This window comes from Halomicrobium mukohataei DSM 12286, from assembly GCF_000023965.1.
In the GTDB taxonomy this organism is placed as follows: Archaea; Halobacteriota; Halobacteria; order Halobacteriales; family Haloarculaceae; genus Halomicrobium; species Halomicrobium mukohataei.
Genome location: NC_013202.1, coordinates 2,140,915 through 2,164,901, shown reverse-complemented (window position 1 = coordinate 2,164,901; position 23,987 = coordinate 2,140,915). Strand labels below are relative to the sequence as shown.

The 23,987-nt window shown below is 66.1% G+C and carries 19 protein-coding genes and 1 tRNA gene; 6 read left to right on the top strand and 14 right to left on the bottom strand.

All coding sequences use genetic code 11. The features are described 5' to 3' along the window. Nucleotides 1-53: 53 nt before the first annotated feature. Nucleotides 54-1,064: a nicotinate-nucleotide--dimethylbenzimidazole phosphoribosyltransferase gene (locus tag HMUK_RS10825; RefSeq protein WP_015763200.1), complete on the bottom strand. Its 1,011-nt coding sequence runs from the start codon at nt 1,062-1,064 to the stop codon at nt 54-56. 96 nt (nt 1,065-1,160) lie between these two features. Here HMUK_RS10825 and HMUK_RS10820 point away from each other — a divergent pair, with 96 nt between their 5' ends. Both HMUK_RS10820 and HMUK_RS10815 read left to right on the top strand, forming a co-directional pair. Further along, a complete protein-coding gene (locus tag HMUK_RS10820) occupies nt 1,161-1,388 on the top strand; it encodes a DUF7385 family protein (RefSeq protein WP_015763199.1) in 228 nt (75 codons plus the stop codon). A gap of 195 nt (nt 1,389-1,583) precedes the next feature. Continuing rightward, nucleotides 1,584-2,714 (top strand): sensor histidine kinase, encoded by a 1,131-nt coding sequence (locus HMUK_RS10815; protein ID WP_015763198.1) that lies wholly within the window; start codon nt 1,584-1,586, stop codon nt 2,712-2,714. Between the two features lie 202 nt (nt 2,715-2,916). Here the strand turns inward: HMUK_RS10815 and HMUK_RS10810 are convergent. Further along, nucleotides 2,917-3,000: transfer RNA gene (locus HMUK_RS10810), tRNA-Leu, on the bottom strand. 6 nt (nt 3,001-3,006) lie between these two features. Between HMUK_RS10810 and HMUK_RS18020 the strand changes: the two genes are divergently transcribed. Then, complete coding sequence (locus tag HMUK_RS18020) at nt 3,007-3,138, top strand: hypothetical protein (protein ID WP_262983431.1); 132 nt, start codon at nt 3,007-3,009, stop codon at nt 3,136-3,138. A 25-nt stretch (nt 3,139-3,163) separates the two neighbouring features. Then, a complete protein-coding gene (locus tag HMUK_RS10805) occupies nt 3,164-3,475 on the top strand; it encodes a cyclin family protein (RefSeq protein WP_015763197.1) in 312 nt (103 codons plus the stop codon). Nucleotides 3,476-3,536: 61 nt separating this feature from the next. Here HMUK_RS10805 and HMUK_RS10800 read toward each other — a convergent pair whose 3' ends face one another. The 5 genes from HMUK_RS10800 to HMUK_RS10780 all read right to left on the bottom strand — a co-directional run bounded on the left by HMUK_RS10800 (nt 3,537) and on the right by HMUK_RS10780 (nt 7,606). Next, nucleotides 3,537-4,025 (bottom strand): phosphopantetheine adenylyltransferase, encoded by a 489-nt coding sequence (locus tag HMUK_RS10800; RefSeq protein WP_015763196.1) that lies wholly within the window; start codon nt 4,023-4,025, stop codon nt 3,537-3,539. A 62-nt stretch (nt 4,026-4,087) separates the two neighbouring features. After that, nucleotides 4,088-4,732: a winged helix-turn-helix domain-containing protein gene (locus HMUK_RS10795; protein WP_015763195.1), complete on the bottom strand. Its 645-nt coding sequence runs from the start codon at nt 4,730-4,732 to the stop codon at nt 4,088-4,090. A 288-nt stretch (nt 4,733-5,020) separates the two neighbouring features. Next, on the bottom strand, nt 5,021-6,103 hold the full coding sequence (locus HMUK_RS10790) for a glutamate--cysteine ligase (RefSeq protein ID WP_015763194.1): 1,083 nt from the start codon (nt 6,101-6,103) through the stop codon (nt 5,021-5,023). Nucleotides 6,104-6,128: 25 nt separating this feature from the next. Beyond that, nucleotides 6,129-6,770 (bottom strand): fibrillarin-like rRNA/tRNA 2'-O-methyltransferase, encoded by a 642-nt coding sequence (locus HMUK_RS10785; RefSeq protein ID WP_015763193.1) that lies wholly within the window; start codon nt 6,768-6,770, stop codon nt 6,129-6,131. Continuing rightward, entirely contained in the window at nt 6,767-7,606 is an 840-nt protein-coding gene (locus tag HMUK_RS10780) for an NOP5/NOP56 family protein (RefSeq protein WP_015763192.1), read from the bottom strand. Before HMUK_RS10780 ends, HMUK_RS10785 begins: the two co-directional genes overlap by 4 nt. Before the next feature lie 167 nt (nt 7,607-7,773). Between HMUK_RS10780 and HMUK_RS10775 the strand changes: the two genes are divergently transcribed. Next, nucleotides 7,774-9,756: an AMP-dependent synthetase/ligase gene (locus HMUK_RS10775; RefSeq protein WP_015763191.1), complete on the top strand. Its 1,983-nt coding sequence runs from the start codon at nt 7,774-7,776 to the stop codon at nt 9,754-9,756. A gap of 29 nt (nt 9,757-9,785) precedes the next feature. Here the strand turns inward: HMUK_RS10775 and HMUK_RS10770 are convergent, their stop codons facing one another. The 5 genes from HMUK_RS10770 to HMUK_RS10750 form a co-directional block, all read right to left on the bottom strand. Continuing rightward, a complete protein-coding gene (locus HMUK_RS10770) occupies nt 9,786-11,237 on the bottom strand; it encodes a DASH family cryptochrome (protein WP_015763190.1) in 1,452 nt (483 codons plus the stop codon). A gap of 125 nt (nt 11,238-11,362) precedes the next feature. Next, on the bottom strand, nt 11,363-13,405 hold the full coding sequence (locus tag HMUK_RS10765; protein ID WP_015763189.1) for a SpoVR family protein: 2,043 nt from the start codon (nt 13,403-13,405) through the stop codon (nt 11,363-11,365). Then, nucleotides 13,402-14,727: a YeaH/YhbH family protein gene (locus tag HMUK_RS10760; RefSeq protein ID WP_015763188.1), complete on the bottom strand. Its 1,326-nt coding sequence runs from the start codon at nt 14,725-14,727 to the stop codon at nt 13,402-13,404. The genes HMUK_RS10765 and HMUK_RS10760 overlap by 4 nt, the downstream gene beginning before the upstream one ends. Then, a complete protein-coding gene (locus tag HMUK_RS10755; RefSeq protein WP_015763187.1) occupies nt 14,718-17,000 on the bottom strand; it encodes a PrkA family serine protein kinase in 2,283 nt (760 codons plus the stop codon). Before HMUK_RS10755 ends, HMUK_RS10760 begins: the two co-directional genes overlap by 10 nt. After that, nucleotides 17,000-19,072 carry a PrkA family serine protein kinase gene (locus HMUK_RS10750; RefSeq protein WP_015763186.1) on the bottom strand — a complete coding sequence of 691 codons (2,073 nt, stop codon included), beginning with the start codon at nt 19,070-19,072 and terminating at the stop codon, nt 17,000-17,002. Before HMUK_RS10750 ends, HMUK_RS10755 begins: the two co-directional genes overlap by 1 nt. A 423-nt stretch (nt 19,073-19,495) precedes the next feature. Between HMUK_RS10750 and HMUK_RS10745 the strand changes: the two genes are divergently transcribed. Then, a complete protein-coding gene (locus HMUK_RS10745) occupies nt 19,496-19,879 on the top strand; it encodes a DUF5820 family protein (RefSeq protein WP_015763185.1) in 384 nt (127 codons plus the stop codon). A 105-nt stretch (nt 19,880-19,984) separates the two neighbouring features. Here HMUK_RS10745 and HMUK_RS10740 read toward each other — a convergent pair whose 3' ends face one another. Next, on the bottom strand, nt 19,985-21,964 hold the full coding sequence (locus HMUK_RS10740; RefSeq protein WP_015763184.1) for an ATP-binding protein: 1,980 nt from the start codon (nt 21,962-21,964) through the stop codon (nt 19,985-19,987). 46 nt (nt 21,965-22,010) lie between these two features. Then, nucleotides 22,011-23,969, bottom strand: coding sequence for a PAS domain-containing protein (locus HMUK_RS10735; RefSeq protein WP_015763183.1), 1,959 nt, complete (start codon nt 23,967-23,969; stop codon nt 22,011-22,013). Nucleotides 23,970-23,987: the final 18 nt, after the last annotated feature.

Here is a 23,987-nt window from a genome sequence, read left to right as displayed (position 1 = left end):
TGCGTCAAAAAGGTTTGCTGGCCGTCTGACTCGCGTCAGACGGCTGTCCGCCGTCAGGGCTCGAACGCGAGATCGTCGGCGATCGCAGCGACCCGGTCACGAACCACCGCCGGATCGAGTTCGGCCCGATCGGCCAGCGCCAGCGCACCCCCCATCCCGACGCCCTCCTTGGCCTCGCCCACAACGAACCGCTCCATCGCGACGTGGTCGGCCCGATCGAACGCCGGATCGGTCACCGTCAGATCGAGGTCGAGATCCGCCGCCAGTCCGCGAACGTCGGCCGAGGGATCGTCGTCGACGAACGACGTAGTCGCGAGCGACAGCGGCCCCTCGATGCCGGCGTGGCGCAAGAGCGCGCCCACGGTCGCCAGCTGGGTCCCGCCGGCCAGCGTCACCGCTCGCCCGGTCTCGATCGCACCGATCGCGACCCCCGCGGCGACGGCCAGCACCGGATCGCCCATCCGGCGGACAGCCCGCTTTGGCTGGTCGGCCGCCTCGCCGGGTTCCATCGCACTCGCGGTCAGCCCCTCCTCGACGACCGACTCCTTCTGGTCGACCGGGTTCTCAGGGAGCGACGAGGAGACTCCACCGCGCTCGCCCAGCGCCCGCAAGACGCCGAGTGCCGTCGTCGTCCCGCCCGGAATCGTCTCTCCGATCACGACCTCGTCGGCGGGCAGCGAGCGGCCGAACTGCCGGGCCGCCTCGAACGCGCCCGGTGCCGACGGGACCGGGTCCTGCTCGCGAACGTCTCGGCCCGGCCTCGCGCCGACCGTCACCGTCGGCGCACCGCTCGGCTCGGCGAGCCCGCCGTCGACGACGGTCACGTCCAGGTCCAGTAACTCGACGACCGCACGCGTGACGACGGCGGGCGTGAGACAGCCGGTCGGGCTCTGGGGGACCTCCGGCGCTCGCACGACATCGCCGTAGCGCAGGATCTCGGCGTCGGCAGCAGGTGTGTGTGCCAGCAGCGATTCGTCGGCCCCGGCCGCAGAGATACCGTCGATCTCGGCCGTCCGTGTCGAACCAGCGACGAGGACCAGTCGCGTGCCACCGTCTGTACTCATTGCATCAGTTCCCGGCGCAGGCGGACTTGAACGCGTCGGTTACGCCCGAGTCGGTTCGCCCCACAATTTATTGTCGCGGCCACCGCCCGCACCAGTATGGAAGAGTTCGAGGAACTCGTCTCGTCGCTGACCCCCCGAGAAGACAACGACGCGATCTCGTCGTACCAGAACACGACCGCCGTCGCGTGCCCGGCCTGCGAAGAGCCGTTCGACGACATGGTCGTCTGCAAGAACGAGTTCACGTCGCTCAATCTGGACATGGATCTCGACCTCTGTACGACCATCGACGACGGCAACGTCGTCATCTTCACGCACAAACCCTGAAGTCACACAGAGCAGGGGGTCCGTCTGACCGTACGATGGCTGTGTACTGGCGTGTGAGTACACCGTCCAATCGAGAGGTATTATCTCGTTCCGACAGTTCATCTAACCGGCGTGTAGCCTTGGCGTGAGTCGTCTCCCGGGCTGTTATTTCGATCGATAACGTCTGTGACTCTTTTGTGACTTACCGATAGATAGATGGACGTGATAGAGAGGTATCTGGGGACGAAGCCACGTTCTAACGCCGTCGATGTGATTAGCCTCACGGCACTTCTGCTCCTGGTGTGGACGACAGCCGAACCGGTGTACCTGTACGCACTGGATTCGCCGGTACTGCACACTCCGAAGTATATTATCGGCGTTCTCACAGTCGTCCCGTCCTGTCTCGGAATGATCTACGGAGCGCAGTGGTCACGGAAGCGCGAATTTTCGACCGAGCAGTGCTCGAAGATCAAACTGTACTGGCTGACCGGTGGGAGCTGTTTTCTCGTGTTCAACGTCGTCCTCATGGCCTCGATCTCGACGGAGAGCATCTGGATACTCGTGAGCTGGATTCGCTGGTCGCTCGCGGTCGGTCTCGGCGTCGGTCTCGTCGTCGGAATCGCACAGGTACGGGTGGTCGTCAGTACACTGACTGCAGAACGCGAGTCACTTCGTGCGGAACACGCCGAGAAGCAGCGAGATCTGATCGATCAGATGAACGGCATTCTGCGCCACGAAGTACTCAACTCCGCGCAGGTGATCACCGGGAACGCATCGGTGTTGATGGCCGCCGAGGAACCCATCGATCCCGACGACGAGCGGATCGAACGCGTTCACAGGCAAGGCGAGGAGATAACGACCGTCATCCAGGAAGTGCGTACGCTGCTCAGTACGATCGAGGACGGCCGGGAACTGACGGAGACGAACCTCACGAACGTCCTCCGAAACGAGATCCAGAAGGTTCGGGATCAACATCCAGAGATCGACGTCGAGTTGCGATGTCAGGACGACCACTACATCCGTGCCGACGAGCTGGCGGGACGTATCTTCGCCAACATCCTCAGAAACGCGGTCGAGCACAACGAGACGCCATCGTTGCAGATCGTGGTCGACATCGTGAGCGTCGACGACGCCGTCGTCGTTACGATCGAAGACGACGGCCAGGGGATTCCGGAGCGCAAACTGGCGACGCTGTTCGACCGGCCACAGGTGAGCGACCACGGACTGGGGCTCTATCTGGTCAGCGAGATCACGGACAGTTACGACGGCTCCGTAACCCTCTCAAAGACGGGCGAAGACGGCACCGTCTTCGAGTTTCGGTTCCCGGTTCCGGAACCTCGTCCGTAGGCATCGAACCGAGAACGAGGCGAGGCTGCGCTCCGTTCGTCTTCTGGGCCTCGGATCTGGCCCTGCTCCGTCTTTCGTTTGCTCGCTCCGCTCGAAACACTCAGTCAGTGCGCGGGACCGGATTTGAACCGGACGAAGACTCGCTTCGATCGTCTTCCAGGGCTCAAATTCGGCCCTGCTCTTCGCTCACTCCGTTCGCTCATGCGCGGGACCGGATTTGAACCGGCGGACCCCTACGGGATAGCGTCCTAAGCGCTACGCCTTTTCCGTGCTTGGCTACCCGCGCGCAGGAGTGGCTATTCCCGACCGGTTCAAGTACTTAACGCTCTCCGGCGCGGTCCCGGATGGCGTCTGCCGGCGGGTCCGGATCGTCGAGCCGTTCGACGACGGTGAGATCGTCGCCGACAGATCGACGAGCGTTTAAGTCCGATCGGGGCCAACGAGGGTGTATGTACCGCGCGAGCGACCGGCGGGAACACGAGGAGTGGCTGGAGAATCTCGAAGCGACGGCAGATCGACTCGACCTGGAGGGGACGGCACGGTCCCGAGCGGTCGACCTGTTTCTCTCGTCGATGCCGGTCGAAGAGGAACGCTCCAAGCGTGCGGTGATGGCGGTGAGCCTCTACGTCGGTGCGCTGGTCAGCGGACAGGAGCGGTCACAGCGCGTCGTCGCCGACGCGGCGGACGTGTCTCGGCTGACGATTCAACAGCGGTGGAAAGGACTGCTCGAAGACGCCGGGCTGGACGCCCCGGACTGGTGATCGTGCCGTCGGAACTCCGTCGAAAGGTTCGGCCGGTCACGGAAACCGCACGGCGGCAGAATCAGGCCCGTTCTGGGCGACCGTCTCGGTCGGGCGTGACGTTGCCGTGCTGGTCGATCTCGCCGCGGACGATCCGTGTGCTCGAAATCACCTCGTCGTCGTCGGCGTAGACGTGCGGGACGACCTCGATGTCGAGCGTGTCGTGGCCACGCTCGCTTCGGATCTCGTTGATCCGCTTGCCACCGGTCTCGGTCTCGGGAGAGACGATCAGTACGTCGAACTGGGGTTCGGTGGCGATTCCGGTCGGTTCCGTCAGCTCTCGGACGTCGTACTCGCGGTCGTACTCCGCGGCGAAGTCGGCGAGTTCCTCGTCGAGGTCCCGACGGCGCTCCTCGAAGGAGCGGACGTAGCGGTCTTCGTTCCGGAGCTCGGGCGCGAGATCATCGCTGGTCAGCCCGACCGTCACGTCGCCCAGTTCGAACGCACGCTCGAACAGCGCGCGGTGACCATCGTGAATCGGATCGAACGTCCCACCCAGCGCGACCTTCATACAACGTGGCAGAAGGGCTCTCGATTTAGGGGCTTCGACTCCGGCAGTACGAGACGAGGGGGCTACTCGTCGTCGTCAGCGGCCGCGTCGTCGTCGCTGTCGGTCGCCTCGTCGTCGGTCTCGTCGTCGGTCTCGTCGTCGGTCTCGTCGTCGGCCTCGTCGTCGGCCTCGTCACTGACGCTGATGGTGACCGGCTCGGTCTCGGTGTCCTCGGTGTCGCGGTCGCGACCGCCCAGGTAGTTGTCGAGGTTGAACACGGTGTTGAGCTCCGACTGAACCTCGTCGACAACGTCAGTCACGAGGTCGCTGGGAGCCATCGCGGCGTACTCGTAGGGGTTGTTCCCCGCGCCGTCGCTCTCGCGTTTCTGGCGGGCGACTTTCCCCTCCTCGTGGAGTTCCGCAAGCGCTTCTCGGACGGTGCTCGGGTACAGTCCGGTCCCCTCTGCGATCTCGTCGCTCGTACTGTCGGGACGCTGCCGGAGGTGGACGTAGATCCGTGCCCGGGTCTCCGTGTCCAGTACCCACGACAGCAGGTCGACGATCCCCTCGTCGAAGGACTCGACGGCGCGGTCGGCCTCCTCTTCCAGTCGCTCGCGTACGTCCACGTCGTCGTCCAGTTCCTCGTCGAAAGGGTCGTCGCCGAACGGGTCCTCGCCGAAGTCGTCGCCCTCGTCCTCGCGATCGTCGGATGTGTCGTCTGTCGTCATGTCGTTTCTAGAAGGACGGAAGTCGCCAGCGCACTAAAACCTTGGGTCCTCTCCGGAAGGTCAAAATTGCTTTTGCAGGAATATTACTTAAAGAATGGCTGATACCCTCCGCCATTATCGCGGACGAGATGTCTCGGAAACTATTTACCAGATACCCCACAATGTAACGGTAGCGGTGTGGCATGGGATGGTACACCGCAAGTAGACGTTCGGCCGGCGTGGTGACCCGGCCGGCACCGGGATGCCCGCGACGGGCTCGAAGTGACGTGGAGTGGGGGTAGTACCCAATTACGCGTTCTTTTGCAAGACGAGGTCGTCTGCGAGAGTGGCGACGCCTTGCTTCCGGAGGCGGCGCTGGCGATTCGCACCGCTCTCGCGGTCGTAGAGCGTCCGGAGGCCGTCGATTCCGAGTCGGTCACACTCCCGGTCGACCAGTTCTCCCAGCGGAGCCGTCGACCCCGTTCGGGTGAGCAGCGAGGCGTCGTGACCGTGGCGCATCGCTCGCCACTTGTTCTCGTCCAGATACTCACGCCGGGTATCGGTTCCCGAGGCACCGTCTTCGAACTGGTCGGCCAGGGACGCGACCAGCGCGTGGACGTACTCGACGAAGGCCAGCACGTACTCGGGGTTCCGCTGGCCGTCCGGCGTCCGGACTTCGACGGTACCGTGTCCGGAGTGTGGTCGCACGTCGAACCACAGCTCTCCCCGGTCGCGGATGCTGTCGGTCTCGACCATCCGGCGCTCGAACTGCTCGTAGGCCGCGTACGACTCGAACGCGGTCGGCATTCCCGTGTTCGGGAGCCCCTCGAAGATCTTCGCACGAGCGGACGCGAGCCCGGTGTCGTAGCCGTTCCAGTACGGCGAGTTCGCAGACAGCGCGAGCACGAGCGGGAGGTGCCAGCGGAGTTCGTTGGCGATCCAGACGGCCTTGTCCGCGTCGTCGACGCCGACGTGGACGTGGAGGCCCGCTGTGGTGTTGCGGTGCTGGGGGTACTGGATGCGATCCAGCTGGGAGCGGTAGCGGGGTTTCTGGGCGTGTTCGAGTTCGCGCCACTTCGCGAGCGGGTGGAGCCCGGCCGCCGCGATCCGGAAGCCGTTGGCCTCGGCGTGGTCGACCAGTGCGTTGCGAACGTCTTCCAGAGCCGATCGTGCGTCATCGAGCCCGTCGAGTGTCGGCGTCTGAGTCTCGACGACGGTCTTGAACAGTTCGTGGTCGAGCCGTCCGTCGAGGATCGTCGGCGGGTCGCTCTCGTAGACCAGCTCGTCCGACCCTGCAGTCGGCCGGCCGTACTCGTCGACGACGTAGAACTCCTCTTCGATCCCGAGCGTGCCCATCCGGTCGAACGCGGCGGCGGAACCCGTCTCCTCCATCGGTCACAGTGTCGGTTGCCGGGCGTTAAAACGTTCCGTCACGCCGAGGCCGGGCGACGACGCCGAGGTGGTCGTCGTGGTGCGGTGCCAGCGACTCGCTGGCCTCGATCTCGTAGCGCTCTTCGAGCGTCGTCAGTACGTCCTCGAAGACGGCCGCTGGATCGGCGGTCACGTCCTCGCTGCGAGCCTTGATCGACAGCAGGAGCCGTCCGTCCGGGCGGAGGAAGCGTGCGTTGCGGTTGGCGACGAGTGCCTGTCCGCGCGTCGCCACGTCCTGGACGAGCACGTCGGCCGGTTCGACGACGTGGGCGTACGACTCCGGCTCGCGGGCGTCTTTCAGGAGCGGGAAGAGGTTCGGTCGCGGGTCCGCCGCATCGAGCAGATCCCTGACGGGCCGTGGCGCGAACTCGACGGCGTAGGTCGGCCCGGCGAAGTCCGCGACGTGGCTGACGGTCGTCCCGGCGGCGGCACCGAGGTAGAGCACCGTCTCGCTGCCCGCCAGGCCGGTCTCCATCCCGAGTGCGAGCATCGCGCCGAGCTTCGAACGGTCGGGGTCCCAGCGTCGCCACGCGCCGTCGGTCGCCTCGCCGTACACCGGCTCGCCCCGCGTCGCCAGCCCCGTCTCGCCGCCGAAGTCGTGGCGCTCGACGCCGTCCGGGAGCGTCACTCGCCGTCACCTCCCGTTCGGGACTGGATCGCCTCGATCCGCTCGTCGAGTTCCGCCTGGAGGTCTGGCCGCAGGTCGCCGCTGTAGTGGTCGATCCGTGCGGCGATGGTGAGCTTGCCAGCGAGCGCACGGGCAGCCGACCCGCGGTGGTCCGGGTGAGTCCCCCGAACCGCCTCGTGGGTGAAGATGATCCCGTGTTTCGGCGAGGGGGCCGATCCACGGAGGTGCGCGAAGAGCGCGTCTTCAGCGCCCAGGACCTGTAGCGTCCCGCTCGGCTTTTTCGCGAGCGATTCGAGCCCGCCGGCCAGCGAGACGAGACGAGCGGCCAGCACGGGCCCGGCCAGTGCCGCCAGGTTCGGCGCGACCTCGGGAGCCGTCCGGTCGATGTACGCTCGCAGACGGTCGGCTTCCTCGTCGAGATCGACCACCCGCTGGGCGAGCGACTGCACTCTCTCCCCGGCCGGATCCGACGGCTCACTCGCGGCCAGCTCGCGGGCGTACTCGACGCCGCTGCCGGCGTCCGCCGAGCGGCTCTCGCCCCACTCGGCGACTCGCTCTGCCAGCTCGTTTGCCGTCCGTTCGCAGTCGGCCATCGACCGCACCGCGTGGACGAGCTGGCGGTCGTCGGCACCCTCCCGCTCCTGGACGGCTTGCTCCGCGGCCGCCATCGTCGCGGCGCGCAGGCGGTCGTAGTAGTCGTCGGTGTCGTCAGCGAACCCCGCGTCGACGGCCAGCCGAGGCCACTCGGCCGGTTCGTCGGCGCTGCCCTCGCGGATCGCGGCGACCGCTGCCTCGTCGTCGTCGGGATCGAGCCCGGCGAACCACCCGTCAGTCATAGAGCGTGTTTGCAGGGCCGCCGCGTTAAAAGGCGCGGTCGGTCCCGTCGATCGCGGGCGAGCGGCTGGTCCGTTCGGAGGGTCGACAGTAAACGGCGAACAACGGGAACGAACGGGAACTCCGAGACAGTTATACGCCCCTATTTATATCACGGTCGACCGTGTATATGTGTCTCATGGCTGGGTCAAGAACGGTGCCGTCGTGGCGTGAAGCGGAGCGAGAGTACTCGGACGAAGTCGTCGCCGACACGACGATCCCGGAGCTGTTCGAGGCCACCGCACAGCGAAACGCGGACAGGACCGCCCAGTTGTACAAGGGCGGCACCTACGACCGCTCGCTGACACCCGCAGTGATGCCGGCGGCTCCGGACGGAGACTACGCCTCGATCACCTACGACGAGATGCAGTCGATGGTCCACAACCTCGCGGCGGGCTTTCGCGAACTCGGCGTCGACCACGACACTCGCGTGGGCCTCTTTTCCAGTACGCGCATGGAGTGGGCGCTGTCCGACTTCGCGGCGCTGGCGGCCGGCGGCATCGTCACGACGGTCTACACCGAGTCCTCCCCGCGTCAGGTCAAGTACCTCCTGAGCGATCCCGGCGCAGACGGCGTCGTCGTCGAGAACGAGGCGCTGCTCGACCGGCTTCTCGAAGTCGAGGATCGACTCGAACTCTCCTTTATCGTCACCATCGACGAGTACGACACCGACCGCGACGACGTGTACACGCTGGGAGAGCTCCACGAGATCGGTGCCAAAGCCTACGACGACGCTCGTTACCGGTCCTGGCTCGAAGAGCGCTCTCCGTCGGACCTCGCGAGCCTGATCTACACGTCCGGGACGACCGGCCAGCCGAAGGGAGTCAAGCTCACCCACAGAAACTTCCGCTCGAACGTCAACCAGGTGTACAAGCGACTCGCGCCCCGCCCCGACAAGGACCCGGACCATCCGACGCTCTCGCCGGGCACCACTTCGATCTCCTTCCTGCCGCTCGCACACGTCTTCGAACGGCTCGCCGGCCACTTCGTGATGTTCGCCGCGGGCGCGACGGTCGGCTACGTCGAGGATCCCGACACGCTCGCCGACGACATCAAGCTGATCAGGCCCGACACCGGTGCGAGCGTCCCCCGCGTCTACGAGCGGATCTTCGATCGAATGCGCGATCAGGCCAGCGAATCGCCGATCAAAGAGCGCATCTTCGAGTGGTCGACCGACGTGGCCAGGGAGTGGGCCCGGACCGACGATCCCGGCCCGCTCTTGGGCCTGAAGCACGCGGTCAGCGACCGGCTGGTGTACAGCCAGCTCAAGGAGAACCTCGGGGGCAACATCGAGTTCATGGTCAGTGGCGGCGGCAGCCTCTCGAAGGAGCTGTGCGAGACGTTCCTCGGGATGGACCTCACGATCGTCGAGGGGTACGGCCTCACCGAGACCGCACCGGTCGTCAGCGTCAACCCTCCCGAAGACGTGCGACCGGGGACGATGGGCGTTCCCGTCGTCGACGAGGAGGTCAAACTCGACACCCACGTCGTCGATCAGGACGACTTCGAGACCAGCCGAGACGTGGGCGAGTTGCTGGTCCGGGGGCCGAACGTCGCCGACGGCTACTGGAACCGGGAGAAAGAGACCGCCCAGTCCTTCGAGCCCGACGGCTGGTTCCACACCGGCGACATCGTCGAGCGGACCGAGGACGACTTCCTGATCTACCACGACCGCCTCAAGGAGGTGATCGTCCTCTCGACGGGCAAGAACGTCGCTCCCCAGCCCATCGAGGACGCCTTCTCGACCAGCGACCGCGTCGCACAGGCGATGGTCGTCGGCGACGACCAGAAGTTCATCGCGGCGATGTTCGTCCCGAACTTCGAGCAGTTGCGTCGCTGGGCCGACCGCGAGGGGATCGACCTGCCCGACAGCGAGGCCGAGATGTGTGACGACGAGCGCGTCCACGCGTGGATCCAGGAGGCCGTCGACGAGGTCAACGAGGACCTCGAAAAGGTCGAGACGATCAAGAAGTTCGTGCTGCTCCCAAGGGAGTGGACCGCCGAGAACGACCTCCTGACGCCGTCGATGAAGAAAAAGCGCCGCAACATCAGGAAGGCCTTCGAGGACCGGCTCTCGGAGATCTACGAGGATCCCGTTACGGTGGACGACTGATCCGACGGTCGTCGTTGCGTACCGGCGTATCAGCGTAGCTTCTCGTAGGACGCTTCGAGGTCGATCATCGGCGCGGGGTAGTCGGTCCCCAGCTCGACGCCGTAGTCGGCCTGCTCGTGCTCGCTCATCGTCCAGGGCTCGTGGACGTACTCCGGCGGAAGTGCCGACAGTTCCGGACACCAGCGAGTGACGTACGCCCCCTCGGGATCGTAGTGTGTCGCCTGGCCGACGATCTCGAAGTAGCTGTCTCGCGAGTCGTTGCCGACCTGTGACTGGTACGCCCAGTTACACCAGTTCGAGGCCACGTCGTAGTCGACCAGCCGCGACTCGAAGTATGCCGCCCCGAGCCGCCAGTCGATCCGGAGGTTGTTCGAGAGAAACGAGGCGACGTTCTGGCGGCCGCGATTGCTCACGTATCCCGTCGCGTTCAGCTCGCGCATGTTGGCGTCGACGAAGGGGATCCCCGTCTCGCCACGCGCCCAGCGTTCGAACTGCGCACGGTCGCGCCGCCACCGAATGTCGTCCCGGTCGCGGATGCCGCCGGGCTGGAACCACTTCGCGCCGTACTTCGCGAGCTGGTACTGGAAGAAGTCCCGCCAGGTCAGCTCGAAGACGAGCCAGTACGTCGAGTCGTTTTCCACCCGATCGGTCTCGTACTGCTCGACCTCGCGGTGGATCTGACGCGGCGAGAGACAGCCAAAGGAGAGCCACGGCGAGAACTTCGAGGAGTAGTCGGCACCCACGAGGCCGTTGCGCGTCTCGCGGTACTCCCGCAGGCAGTCACGCTCCCAGACGTACGTCGCGACGCGATCCAGCCCCGCCGTCTCGCCGCCGGTCCAGTCGAGGACGCCGCGGTCGTCGACCGTCGCCTCGTCCTCGCCGAAGCCGAAGTCCGCGAGCGTGGGGAGATCGTCGGCACCGCTGCTGGCGCGCCGGCCGCCGTTGGGGGCGTGGACCCACTCCGGGGCCGGTTTGGGCGGTCGGACGGTCGCCTTCGCTTCGGTTCGGTCCTTCCACGGCGTGAAGGTGTCCTCGATCTCGTCGGGCGGTCTGGGGAGGTCGTCGCGGTGGTACAGCGTGTGCGTCCAGAACGTCTCGGAGTCGATCCCGGCGTCGGCCAGCCCCGCCCGAACGCTGCCAGCTTCGTCCCGCTCTTCGGGACCCGGGAGCGCCTGCCAGTAGACCGCGTCGGCGTCGAACTCCTCAGCGGCCTCGGGGACGACCGTCCCGGGGTCGCCGCTGCGAACGTACAGTTCGCCGTCCCGGTCCCGCAACGACTCGCGCAGGTCCGCGAGGCTCTCGATCAGGAACTGCGCCCGATGGGGACCGACCCTGTCGAGCCCGAACATCCCCTCGCCGGTCAGTCGATCCGGGAGACAGTACAGCGGCACGACGGTGTCGGCCTCGGCGACGGCGCGTCGCAACGTCGCGTTGTCGTGACAGCGCAGATCGCGGCGGAACCAGACGAGAACGGTACTCATGATACAGTCAACGGCCGCTGGCGGCCTGGTACCAATGGATAACAGCGTAGGTGTCCGGTCGACCGAACTGGCGGAAGATCACACGAAGACGGACGATCTCAGGGTGACTCTCGCGAGCCGGGCCGCTACGACAGCCACTCCTCGGGCTTGGTGTCGTAGTCGATGTCGTCGGCGTCTAAGTGTTCGACCTCGGACCAGTCGACCTCCTGTATCGTGACCTCCTCGCCGTCGTATCGCAGGCGCTTGCCGACCGCCTCGGGCTCGGGTTCCTGGTCGCGTCGCCGCGCGACCTCCACGTCGTGTTCGTCGAACTCCTTGTCGATGGTCAGCAGATTGACTGGCCGCCCCCAGAGTTCGAAGACGCGTTGCAGCGTCTCTGTAGCCTGTTCGAGGTCCAGCACGACGCCGTTGTACTGGTGGGTCAAGAGGAGTTCGTTGCGGTTGCGGTAGTTGCCGTCGGCGACGGTGATCGTCGGCTTGCCGAAGTTGGTGAACTGCAACATCAGCTTCTTTTTCACGTCTTCGGCGGCCGTCGAAGTGGCACGGAAGTTGCCCGAGGAGTGGGTGTACTCGTAGGTGAAGTAGTCGTGTTCGTCGACGAACTCCTGGGTGAGGAACTCGTCGAGGAAGGTCACGTCGTTGTGGCTCTCGCGGACCTCGCGCATCCGGTCCCAGCCCCGCGAGTAGTCCACATCCGCGAGGGCGTCGGCCACGCTCTCGTACCGGGCGTCGTCGAACATGTACCGCGAGATGCGCTCCAGCTCCGACTGGCTGATGCGCGAGACGAATCCGCGGTACTGTGGCTTGACCAGCGAGTAGTGGCGTTCGGCCATCCCCGCTTCGGTCAGGACCTTCCACGGGTAGGTCTCGACGTCGATCTCTCCGTCGCGGGCGCGAGCGAGCGCGTCGGCGTCGACTCGCGGATCGTCGGGGTCGAGATCGTCGAGGCTGGCGGGCACGTCGGTCACCGCCGAATCGGGCGCGATCAGGTCCTGTACCCGCTCGAAGTCGATCACGTCGTGGAAGTTCCGCCAGGTCACGTCCTCGACGCGAAGCAGTCGCTCGACGACTTCCCGGCGGTTCTCGCTGTTTTCGAGATACGTCCACAGTTCGAGCCCGAGCTTGTAGGGGTTGAGCCCGCCCGACCCGAGCACCTTCGACATGTGGTCGGCGTAGAGGACGAACTCGTCGGCGCTCGCGAACTGCTCTCCGGCCATCATGACGGATTCCCAATAGCTTGCCCATCCTTCGTTCATCACCTTTGTCATTTTCTGGGGAGCGAAGTAGTACGCCTCCCGGCGGAGCATCTCCAGTACGTCCGACTGCCAGTCAGCCATCTCGACGGCCTTCTCGCCGTCGGCGTCGTACTGCATGCCGTGTGTCTGGAGGAAGGCGAGCACGTCTTTCTGTGGCTCTTCGGGGAACGTGATCGGCTCGTCGTCCTCGCTCTGGGCGTCGAGCCACTCTTCAGTGAAGACCTGTCTGCGGACCTCTTCCGAGAGTTCGAGATCGCCGAGCTGGTCCGCTATCTCTTCGAGGTCCGCCTCGTCGGGGCGGTCCTCGCCGTCGACGGGCGCGTAGGGCTGGTGCTGGTCGATGTTGTCCTCCAGACAGAGGACGTGGTCGATCCACTTCTCGACCTCGGCGCGGTCGATCTCGGGGTCTTGCATGTACTCCTCGATCGTCTCGGCGTGGCGTCCCAGCATCGCCGCGGCCTCGGGATTGCTCAGACGGCGCTGGCCGTCTTCGCTGTCAGCGGCCCCCGGGGCCGCTCCGCCCGCGAACAGTCCGAACCAGTCGTTGTTCGCGAAGAAGTCCGCGTGGGCCTCGACGTGGGTGATGACGGCCTTCTGGTCGGCCAGCTCGTTGGACTCCTGGAGGAAGGCGTGGGCCGGGTTGTCGTTGTTGACGATCTCGAAGGCCTTCCCGCCGAGGAACTGCCCCTGCTTTTGCTGGCGGTCGTAGGCCATGCCCCACCGCCAGTGGGGGTACCGCTGCTGGAATCCCCCGTAGGCGATCAGCTCGTTCATCTCGTCGTAGTCGACGATCCAGTAGTTCACCGGGTAGGGGGTCAGACCGAGTTTCTTCGCCAGATTCGCCGCCTCGTCGACTGACGTTTCGAGTTCGGCGGCGACGCGCCGTTTGCGGATGTGGTCGTCGGTACTCATGATTCGTCCTCCGTGCTCAGGATCTCGTAGATCGCGTCGGTCACGTCCTCCGGGCTGGAGACGTAGGCCACGGCCACGTCGTCGGTCTCGCGGAAGTGGCGCTCCACTTCCTCGGCGTGGGTCGCGTTGATCGCGTTGCCCGACGGCTGGGTCTCGACGTAGGCGTGGAGGTTCGCCGGGATCTCCTCCATCAGTGGGATGACGTGTTCTTCGGTGTCGTTCGAGGAGTTCTCCGAGTCGCCGGCCGCGAACACGTAGCGGTTCCAGTCGGCCCAGGGGTAGGCCTCTTCGAGCCGTGCCAGCGCGAGTTCGTACGCGCTGGAGATGCGGGTCCCGCCGCCAGAGCGGATGCCGAAGAACTCGTCGCGATCGACCTCCCAGGCGTCGGCGTCGTGGGCGATGTAGACGAACTCGGCGTGGTCGTACTTGCCCTGGAGGTACCAGTCCAGCGGCGTGAACGTCCGCTCGACGAGCTCTCGTTTCTTCTGGCGCATCGACCCGGACACGTCGCGGATGTTGACGACGACGACGTTCTTCTCGCGCTCCTCCTCGATCTCCGGGTAGCGGTATCGCTCGTCTTCCCGTCGGAACGGAATCTGGTCGACGCCCTCCCGTCGGATCCGGTTGGCGGTGCTCTCTCGGTCGACCGCGTCGGTCATCTCGTCGATGCTGTCCCAGACGGCCTTCTCGTCGGCCGGCAACTCCGCGTAGGCCTCCTCGATCCAGGCCTTCGAGACGGGGATGTGTTGCTCGCGGGCCCACTCGAAGACGGTCGCCGGCCCCCAGCCGTCGACTTTCAGCGCCTCGCGGACGAACGCCTCGTCGAAGTCCATCGCGAGCTTTCGCTTGAGGCCCTGCTTGAACAGCCGCTCGAAGTCCAGCGTCGAGGAGGGGCCGGACCTGGTGATGTCGGTGAAGTCGCCCTCGACCTCCTCGATCACCTGCTTGCCCTTCGGTTCGAGGTCGAGTCCGAGTTGCTCGTCCAGTTCCTGGGCGAACTCCTCGGGATCCATCTCGTAGTACTCGTGGTCGCCGCCGTCCTCGCCGGGCTCGCCGGGCTCGCCGTCCTCGTCGCCGTCGTCGTCTGGCTGGGGCTGGCCCACCGGATCGCCGGGCTGGGGCTGGCCGTCCTGGCCCTGACCGACGCCGCCCATGTCGCGCTGGTCGTACTCGAACTCGGGGAGGTCGACGATCTTGATCGGGATCTGCACCGAGTCCTGTCGGCTCTGGCCGAGGTCGCCGTACTGGATGAACTCGGCGAGGTCCTGGCGGCGTTGCTCGCCGACTTCACGGTACCGTTCGAGGTCGTCTCTCAGTCCCATTTGTAACTCACCTGGCTCATGACATGGCGGCTCGTCAGCTCCGCCGACGCCGCGCTGTAGTCGAAGAGCTCGCGCATATTCTCGATCGTCGTCTCCTTCAGGTCGGCCGTCTCGGTCCCGCTCGGCGGGTTGTCCCACTGGCGCGGGTCGAAGTCCTCGTAGGCCCGCTGTACGTCGGCCCAGTCGTGGCTCCCCAGGACCGTCTGGATGACGGGGATCTCCTTGGGGTTCACGTCGCCGACGTGAAACGTCTCGTCACGGGACTGCCAGGCGTGGCGGTTCAGCGCCGTGATGATCTTCTCGGTCCGGAACGATCTGACGGCGTCGTCGGGCTCGTTGCCGTCGTAGTTGTCCTCCGCGAAGCGGCCGAGGTGCTCGATCTCGAACACCTTCATTTTCAGCGGGTCGGGCTCCTCGTACTCGCCGCGTTCGTTCTCGATTTGCTCGTCGGACTCCCAGGCGTAGACGTGTTCGACGTACTCCTCGACGGTCGACTCGTCGACGCGCTTGTCTCGCATGATGGCGTCGAGCACGTCCCGTTCTTGCTCGGCGAAGACGTGGTTCTTGACCGGGACCACGCGCTCCTCGAACTCGCTGGCCTCGGTCGGCGAGAACACCGGCGCAGTCCCGAGCTTCTCGGCCATCCGGTTGAGGATATCCCGTGGCATGAGGACCCGTTCGACGGGCAACTCGGCGTGGTGGCGGTCCTGGGCTTCGTGCAGCAGGTCCGCGATCACGTCCCGCGTGAACGTCACGGGGATCCCCCCCTCGCCGTCGGCGGCGGCGTCGGAGAAGTCGAACTCCTCGGCCGCGATCCGATCGTCGCCCTCCGGGAGGTAGCCACGGTCGAACAGCAGCGCCTTGTCGACGAGATCGAGCCCGCCAGGCAGGTCCGTCGCGTCGAGTCTGGAGACGATCGCGTACATCGCCGCCGCTTCGAGGGTGTGGGGAGCCAGCTCCACGTCGGTCACCTCGTTCGCACTGTCCCGGACGGCGACCGTGAGTGGTTCCTGGATCCACGTCTCCAGCTCGTCCCAGGAGTCGGCCTGCCACACCGTCGTCTCGTTGGTGAGTTCGCGCCGGAGGAGCTCTGCCTCCAGCGAGAGGTTCGTCAGGTACGTGAACTCGTGTTTGTCCAGGCGGCGCTTGAGTGCCTTCAGCGGATCCTGTCCCTCGCGGTCGGCATGTTGATTGAGCTGGGCTTCGAGGTCGGGGTTCGAGATGATGATCAGCTGGGTGTCGATGTCCATCCCGATCCCCTTGTCCAGTTTGACGTGGCCCTCGTCGGGGACGTTCAGCAGTTTCTGGAGCAGATCGGCGTGCTGGGCCGCGTCCTCGACGATCGTCAGCAGGCCGTTGCCCTGCGAGAGGACGCCGTCGTAGGAGAACGCCTGCGGGTTCTTGCGCCCGCGCGAGTCCAGTTCCCGGAGCATGCCGTGCATCCACGAGCCGACGAGTCGCTCCTTGGGCGACCCCTCGTCTTCGGAGTGGAGGACGCCGATGCCGTCGCCCACGTCGACGACGAAGTTCTTGACCCGGAGGTGTTCTGGGCTCGTGACCGCAGAGAAGAGGTCCTCGACCCCCTCGCGGCGGTACTGCTCTTCGAGGAACTCGTAGGCCTCTCGCGAGAACGGATCGAGGTCGCCCTCCGAGCGCAGCGTGACGTGGTCGCCGAGGCGCTCGTTCAGCGCCGCGAGGAGATCGCGACGCACGTCCTGTGGGAACACCGTGAGCGGGTTGACCTGGACCGGGCTCTCGTACCAGTCGTCCTCGTCGGCCACGGGGTCGTCGCCGTAGGTGAGCGTCCGGTCGCTCCCGCCGGCCCCGGCGACGTTCCACTCGACGGTGTAGCGCCGGCCCTCGTCGGTTCGAGAGTACTCGCGCAGCCCGTTGATGAGACAGCGTTTGAGCTCCGATTTCCCGGTGGCCGTCGGGCCTTCGAGCCAGATGATCTTCTCGTCTTTCCCCCGGCCCGCGGCGATCGACCGCAGGTCGTCGACGAGCTTGTTCAACACCTCGGTGTTGCCCAGGATGGCGTGCTCGCCGTCGTTGTGGGGATCGTCGAAGAACCGATAGCGGTCCTTTCGCTCGCCCTCTTCGATGACGGTCCGGGTGCCGGCGTCCTCGATGGCGTCGAGCAGGTACTTCGAGGCGTGGGAGGCCAGCGCGGGCCGTTCGAACAGCCGATCGAGGAAGGCCGCGAGGCTCACGGGCTCCTCGTAGGTGCTGTCGAGTGTCTCGTTCGCCCGACCGATGAAGTCCTCGCCGCTCATCACTCTTCCATCTCGCTTTTGGCGACCTCCGCACCGGCGAACTCCAGCACCTCCTTGGCCCCTTCCTCGGAGTAGCCCTGCTCGATCAGCGCGTCGATCCACTCGTTGCGCTCGTCGTCGTCCATCTCGCCGCTGGAGACCAGCGCGGAGAAGTTGATGTTGTGTTTCTTGTCCTCCCAGAGCTTGCGCTCCAGGGCGCGGCGCAGGCGGTCGTTGTCCTGCGGGTTGAACGTATCCCCTTCGCGTGCGCGCCGTGAGACCCAGTTGCTCACTTCCTGCCGGAAGTCGTCCTTGCGGTCTTCGGGCAGGTCGAGTTTCTCCTCGACGCCGCGCAGGAACTGCTCGTCTGGCTCCTGCTCGCGGCCGGTGAGATCGTCCTCGACGGTGTCGTCGTCGATGTAGGCCATGACGTGATCCATGTACTTCTCGCCCTGGCGCTGGATCTCGTCGACGTCGTAGGCCAGCGCGTGGCGTACGTCCTCGATGGCTCGCTGCTTGTACTCCTCGCGGACGAGTTCGAGGTAGCGGTAGTACGTCGAGAACTCCTCTTCGGGGATCGATCCGTGGTTCTCCAGGTTCCCTTCGAGGTGGTTGAACGTCGTCAGCGGCGAGAGGAACTGCCGGCTGCGGTGCATCGAGTCCATGATCGCCTCGGCGATCTCGTCGCCGATGAACCGCGGCGAGACGCCGTCCATCCCCTCGCCGATGTCGGCCGTCTCGGCGGCCTCCTCGCGCAGTTTCTTCACGTCCACGTCCTCGGCTTCGCCGATCTCGCCGTTGTAGGCTTTGGCCTTCTGGAGCATGTCGACGGTCTCGGAGTCGGGTTCCTCGATCCGGGTGAGGACGCCGAACAGGCCGGCCATCTCCAGGGTGTGGGGCTCGACCTGGATGTCCGGCAGGTCGGCGTTGCGCAGCATCTTCCGGTAGATCCTGGCCTCGTCCTCGTAGCCCAGCACGTACGGGAAGTCGATGCGCTTGGTGCGGTCGTTGAACGCCTCCATCTTCTCGTCGCCCTTCTTGTCCCGGTACTCGGGCATGTTCGTCCGGCCGACGATCACCTGGTCGATGTCGATGCGAGGGTTGTTCTTGGGCTTGATCGTCTGTTCCTGGGTCGCGTGCAGGAAGTCGTAGAGGAACTCTCGCTGGAGCTTCAACAGCTCCTCGCCGGAGAAGATACCGCGGTTGGCGTTACAGAACGCCCCGGAGTAGTCGAACGCCCGCGGGTCGCTCTCGCCGTAGATCGCGATCTTCGAGTAGTTCACGTCCCCGGTCAGCTCGGTCTCGTCCTGGTTTTTCTTGTCTTTGGGTTCGAACGTCTCGATCCCCTGACGCTGGTTCTCGTCGGCGACGAAGCGGACGATCTCGACGTGGTTGTCGAGCACCGATTCGAGGTCGTCGTCGTAGTGGGCGAGCAGCCGATCCATGTAGAACTCGCTGGCCGGATCGAGAGACTGCTCGTTTCGGATCGTGTAGGGAGCGTCCAGCTCCTCGTTGATGTCCTCGATGACGCGGTCGCGCTGTTTCTGTGGCAGCAGGACGATGGGGTCCTGGTTCATCGGCGATCGGACCACGTCGTCGGCCGGGTCCTGATCGTCGATCACGTCACAGAGGTTCGTCCACCGGAACGTGTACATCTGGCCGTCGTCACGGAGCGTGTAGTCCTCGAAGTACCGGCGGATCTGTCGGTCGAAGTCGGACTTCCCGGAGCCGACCGGTCCCAGCAGCAGCTTGATGCGCTTCTCCGGCCCCAGCCCGCGTGCCCCCGACTTGACCTTGTTGACGAACTCGTGCATCGCCTCGTGGACGACGCGTCCGTAGAAGGTGTTCTCGCCGTCGTTGATCGGGTCTTCGGAGGCGAGCTTGTACTCGACGACGCCGGCATCTTCGTCGTACTCGGTGCCGTAGTAGTCGAACATGTCGGCGACGCGCTGGTGGGCGTTGCGGGCGATCGTGGGGTGGTCGTACAGCTCGTCGAGGTACCAGTCGAACGAGTGAGTCGTCCGGAGATCCGCCGGAATGGAATCCTGGTACTCTCTGCTCAACTCCTCGAGTGATTCTTTGGTGCCTGTCATACTATCACAGCGTGTGGTCGGACGCTGACGACGCCGTCAGCCGTGCCGGAACCAGTGTCTCGGGAACCGTTCGGGTCAGCAGTACTGGAACGCTCGGACCGACGGTCCGGGCGTCTGTTGCTTTTTCGTGCCATGTGTATGCGTACCAATGGCCGGGACAAACGCCGTTATCCTGGTCGTTGGTACCATATCGCTGATCGAACCGTTTCCGATACTATTTAACGTATGGGAGATACAGACATATAATCCTTCCCTCGGCCGCCACCAGAGTCGCCATTAATTCCAATATTTGTCATCGAGAAAGTACGATTACGTAAGTAGGTCGGCCCGCGTGGGCCGGCTGGGACGCTCGGGGATCACCGCTACGGTCGTCACTCCGAGAGCGATCGTCGGACCTTTCTCCGGGGCGACCGTCGACCGCACATGGGACTCGACGCGCTGAATCCGGCCTGGGAACGCTGGAACGAGGAGCGAGGGCGGATCGTGCTCGCGTACCGGCCGGACGTGTTCGACGGAGGGTCGTTGCCGGCGGCGTGTCTGCCGACGATCTACGTGACGCGTGGTAAACGGGGCCGTCGCCCCGGTGGCGAACGCGTCGGCCACGACTGGTTCGTCACGCTGTACCTCGAACCCGACGTCGACTGTGGCACCGATCGGTACGACGATCGGGCGGCGGCGATCGACGCCGCGGTGTCGCTCGCAGACGACTTCGACGCCGGCCGGATCGACTACAGAGACGAGTATCAGGTGCCCCGCGAGGGGTACTTTCGGGCGCTCGACGAAGTGGTCGGCCCGACAGACGAGTGAGCGTCGTCACGGAGTAAACTCTCACGCGAAGCACCCACAGCCGTCCGTCAGCAGCATCGAACGGTTCTACGACGCACCGTCCAGACGAAGCAGGGAGACCGTCCGTCACCACTCGTCGGGAGCGATCCGGCGGATCGAGACGTCGTCGAACGCCGCCGTCGCCCGGTCCCGATCGACTCCGCCGTGGACCGCCAGCCCGAGCGTGATCGGGTCCGACAACGAGAGCGGGCGCTGGTCGATCGTCCGCCAGCCATGGCCGTCGCGGGAGACGTAACAGGTGAGGCTGTCGCCGATCCGATCCAGACGGAGCCACCGAGCGTCTGCCACGCCCGATCCGAGGCGCTGGCTGATCGGCGTCGCACTCCGCGTCTGTCGCCAGCAGGTCTCCACTTCGTCGTCCGGCGTTCGGCCGACGTAGCCGTACGGAGCGCCGCCAGCGGCGTCGTCCCTGACGGTCAGTCCGGCCTGGCTGTCGCGTCCGGCCCCTTCGAAGTCGGCGAGGCGGGCACGGACGCTGATCGGTCCGGCGACGCTCGTGTAGACGTAGTAGAACCCGGCGCGCTCGCCGTCGCTACCGCCGCCGGTCACGACCCACTCGTCGCCGTCCTCGCTCACGCTCCCCGCGAGGGCCACGCTGCCGACGTCGCGGGCGTCCGTGAGGTCGTACGTCGCGTCGGCCGGCGCGTGGCGTGACGGATCGGTCGCCATCATGCAGTTCCGGAGGGTGATCTTCGCGCCGCCGGCACGACTGCCCTCGACGCCGATCTCCCAGTTCAGCCGGTCGGCGGCGTCGGCGACGATCGCCAGCCCCGTTCCCGTGCCGTCCTCGGCCGTCGTGAAGCCGGCTTCGAACACCTTGGCGCGTTCTGACTCCGGGATACCGGGGCCGTCGTCTGCCACGTAGAAACCGTCCGCCAGCGCACCCAGCCAGACTGTCACGTCCGATCCCCCGTGATCGATCGCGTTGGTGAAGAGGTTCTCCAGGATCGGACGCAGCGCTGACCGTTCGGCGTTGACGATCGTCTCGTCCGGGAGATCGATCCGCAGCGTCGACGACTCCCGCGCGACGACTTCCCACACGTCTCGGGCCATGTCGGCCAGTCGCGTGTAGTGTGGGTCGCCGTCGTGTGCGTCGCCGACGAGGGTCTCGAAGTCGCTGATGAGCTCCTGCATCCGGCGGTTGGCGTTCTCCACGCGGTCGAGCGCCGCGTGGTCGCCCGCTTGGGCCAGTTCGAGATAGCCGTCGGCGACCTGGAGTGGCGACCGCAGGTCGTGGGTCACGAAGCCGGTGAAGCGTTCGAGCTGGTCGATCCGGCGCTGCATCTCCCGGCGCTCGCGCTCCCACTCGGACACGTCGCGCGCCCAGCCCACGACGCCGCGCAGTTCGCCCGCTCCGCCCGTCCAGGGGAGGATCGTGCGCTCGATCCAGCGGTCGGACTCGCCGGTGTCGTACCGTTCGACGGCTCCGACGATCGGTTCCCCGGTTTCGAGGACCGACTGCGTTCGGTCGTGTGCGTGCTCGAAGACGTGCGACGCGCCGTCGCGCTCGCTCGCGAGGTCCGCGTCGGTGCGGCCGTACAGCAGTTCCCGGTCCAGTTCGCCGTCGGCAGCGGCAGCGACGTACTGTCCGGCGCGGTTCTTGACGGAGAGCGATCCGTCGTGAGCGTCGAGCAACTGCTCGAAGGCGTCCGTCCGGAGGCGGGCCACGGAGTGGGCTTCCCCCCGGCGGGCCACGTCCCGGACCGCCTCGACGAACGACGCACGCGAAATCGTCGAGAGGGGCAGGTAGATTCCGCCTGCGGCAGCGGTCGCAGCCGCCTCGTCGGCGTCGTACGTCTCGGAGACGGTGATCCGAGGGACGCCGTCGGCGGTCGACACCGCTCCGGGATCGACGCTCGAACGATCGGAGTCGGCGGCGACCACACAGACGACACCGGGGTCGATCTGGTCGGCCGCGAGGCGCTCTGTGACCGAGCGAACGGCGAACCGGTCGAGCTCGCTCAGCGGGTCCAGGGCGTCGGAGTCGGCTGGTTCGACGGCGAGGATCGTCGGCGTCTGTCCGAACGACCGACGGGAGAGCGTCATAGCTGGGGTTACACGCTGAGTGAAATAAACGTACGGACCGAAAGAATCAGCGCCCGTCGTCGACCGTTCGCACCGAGACGTCGTCGAACACCGCAGTACAGCGACGCTGGGACGCAGTGTCCGAGACGGTCAGTCCGACGTACGCCCGTCCGGACAGTTCGAGCGTGCGCTGGTCGACCGGCTGCCAGGACCGGCCGTCGACCGACACGGAGATCGTGACCCGGTCGCCGTCGAAGGTGAGCCGAAACCAGTCGTGCCGTCCGACGACCGCGTCCAGCCGCTGGCTCGTTTCGGCCGTGGTCGCCGCCGTCTGCCAGCGGACCTCGGTTCCGCCCTCCGCCGTCCGCCCGACGGAGCCAGAGACGGCGTCCGTCGACAGCGACGACCGGATCGCGAGTCCGGCGGTGCTGTCCGGACCGGCCTCGTCCAGCCGACGGAGCCGAGCCGTCATCTCGACCGGTCCGTCGACTGCCGCGTACGCGAACTCGCTTCGCTGACCCTCGTCGGAACTGCGCCCGCTGGAGAGGGTCCAGCGGTCGCCGTCGACGGCGACACGGCCCTCGAACTGGTCGTTCCCGACGGTGGTCGAGCCGTCGAGCGTGCGGTCCGCGCACAGTTCGGGGACCCGCGGTGTCCGGGAGACCAGCATGCAGTTGCGGACCTCGTAGCGCGCGACGCCGTCCGCGCGGGAGACCGCGAGCGTCCACCCCTGTGCTTCGACCGTCGACCGGACGCCCGGCGACACCGGCTCGGAGTCGTCGCCAGCGGCGTCGGTGTGGGCGTGTTCGACGTAGAAGCCGTCGTCGAGCGCACCGAGAGACACCTCGACGGATCGGCTCTCCCGGCCGCCGTCGGGGCGGTCGTTCGCGGCGACGGCCGTCTCGAAGAACGCTTCGAGGAGCGGCCTGATCGTCGATTCGGGTGCGTTGACGACAGCGTCGTCCGAGAGCGCCACCGACAGCGAGCCTCGGCGATCGCCCACGACCGTCCACACGTCGCGAGCGATCGCCGCGATCCGGGCCGTCTGCGTGCGCTCGATGTCGACGTGCTGACCGTCGACGAGTCGTTCGAGGGCGTCGACGAGTTCGGCCATCCGGTCTGTGGCCTCCGCCAGACGGTCGAAGGCGACCTCGTCGCCGGCCCAGGCGAGGTCGAGGTAGGCGTCGACGACCTGCAGCGGCGACCGGAGTTCCTGACTGACGTAGCTGGTGAACCGTTCCAGACGGTCGATCCGGGTCTGCATCGCGGCTCGGGTGTCGTGGCGCTCCGTGACGGACCGCTCGATGCCGACGACGCCGACGATCGAACCGTCCACCCGCCAGGGGTAGATCGTCCGTTCGAGCCAGGCGGCACCCTCGCCGTGACCGAACCGCTCGACGGCCCCGACGATCGGCTCGCCCCCTTCGGCGACCGCGAGCGCGTCCCGGTGACGGCGTTCGAGCAGTGGCGCGTCGGCGTCGCCTTCGCGTGCCAGCTGTTCGTCGGTCGTGCCCAACAGCGAGCGATCCCGCTCGTCGGAGTTCGAGACGGCGAGATAGCGCCCGTCCGAGTCCTTGACGTAGATCGTCTCGCTCCGTGTCGAGAGCAGTTGCTCGAACGCGTCCGCCAGCAGCGACTCGCTTCGCCTGCGCTCGCCCGACTCGGCACCACTGGCCAGTGCCGTCGCGAACTGGCCCCGAGCGGCCGACGGGGGGACGTAGCGGGCTCCAGTGAGGCCGACCGCACCGGCGCGGTCTGCCCCGCCGGCCGTCGGAGCGATCAGGACGGAAACGTCGTCAGTGATCTCGAACACGTCGGTCGCGAGATCGTCGCCGGTCCCGTCTGGAAGCGAGTCGCGCGCGAGCAGGCAGACGACGCCCTCGTCGAGCGCTGCGAGCGCCGCCTCGCGGTCGGCCACGCCCTCCAGTTCGTACGCCGGGACCACTTGGGCCACCTGTGGCGGGTCGTCGAATCCGACGACGAGGACGGTCGGCTCGCCGTCGAGGTATCGCCGCAGATAGGTCACTACCCGACGTAGGGACGT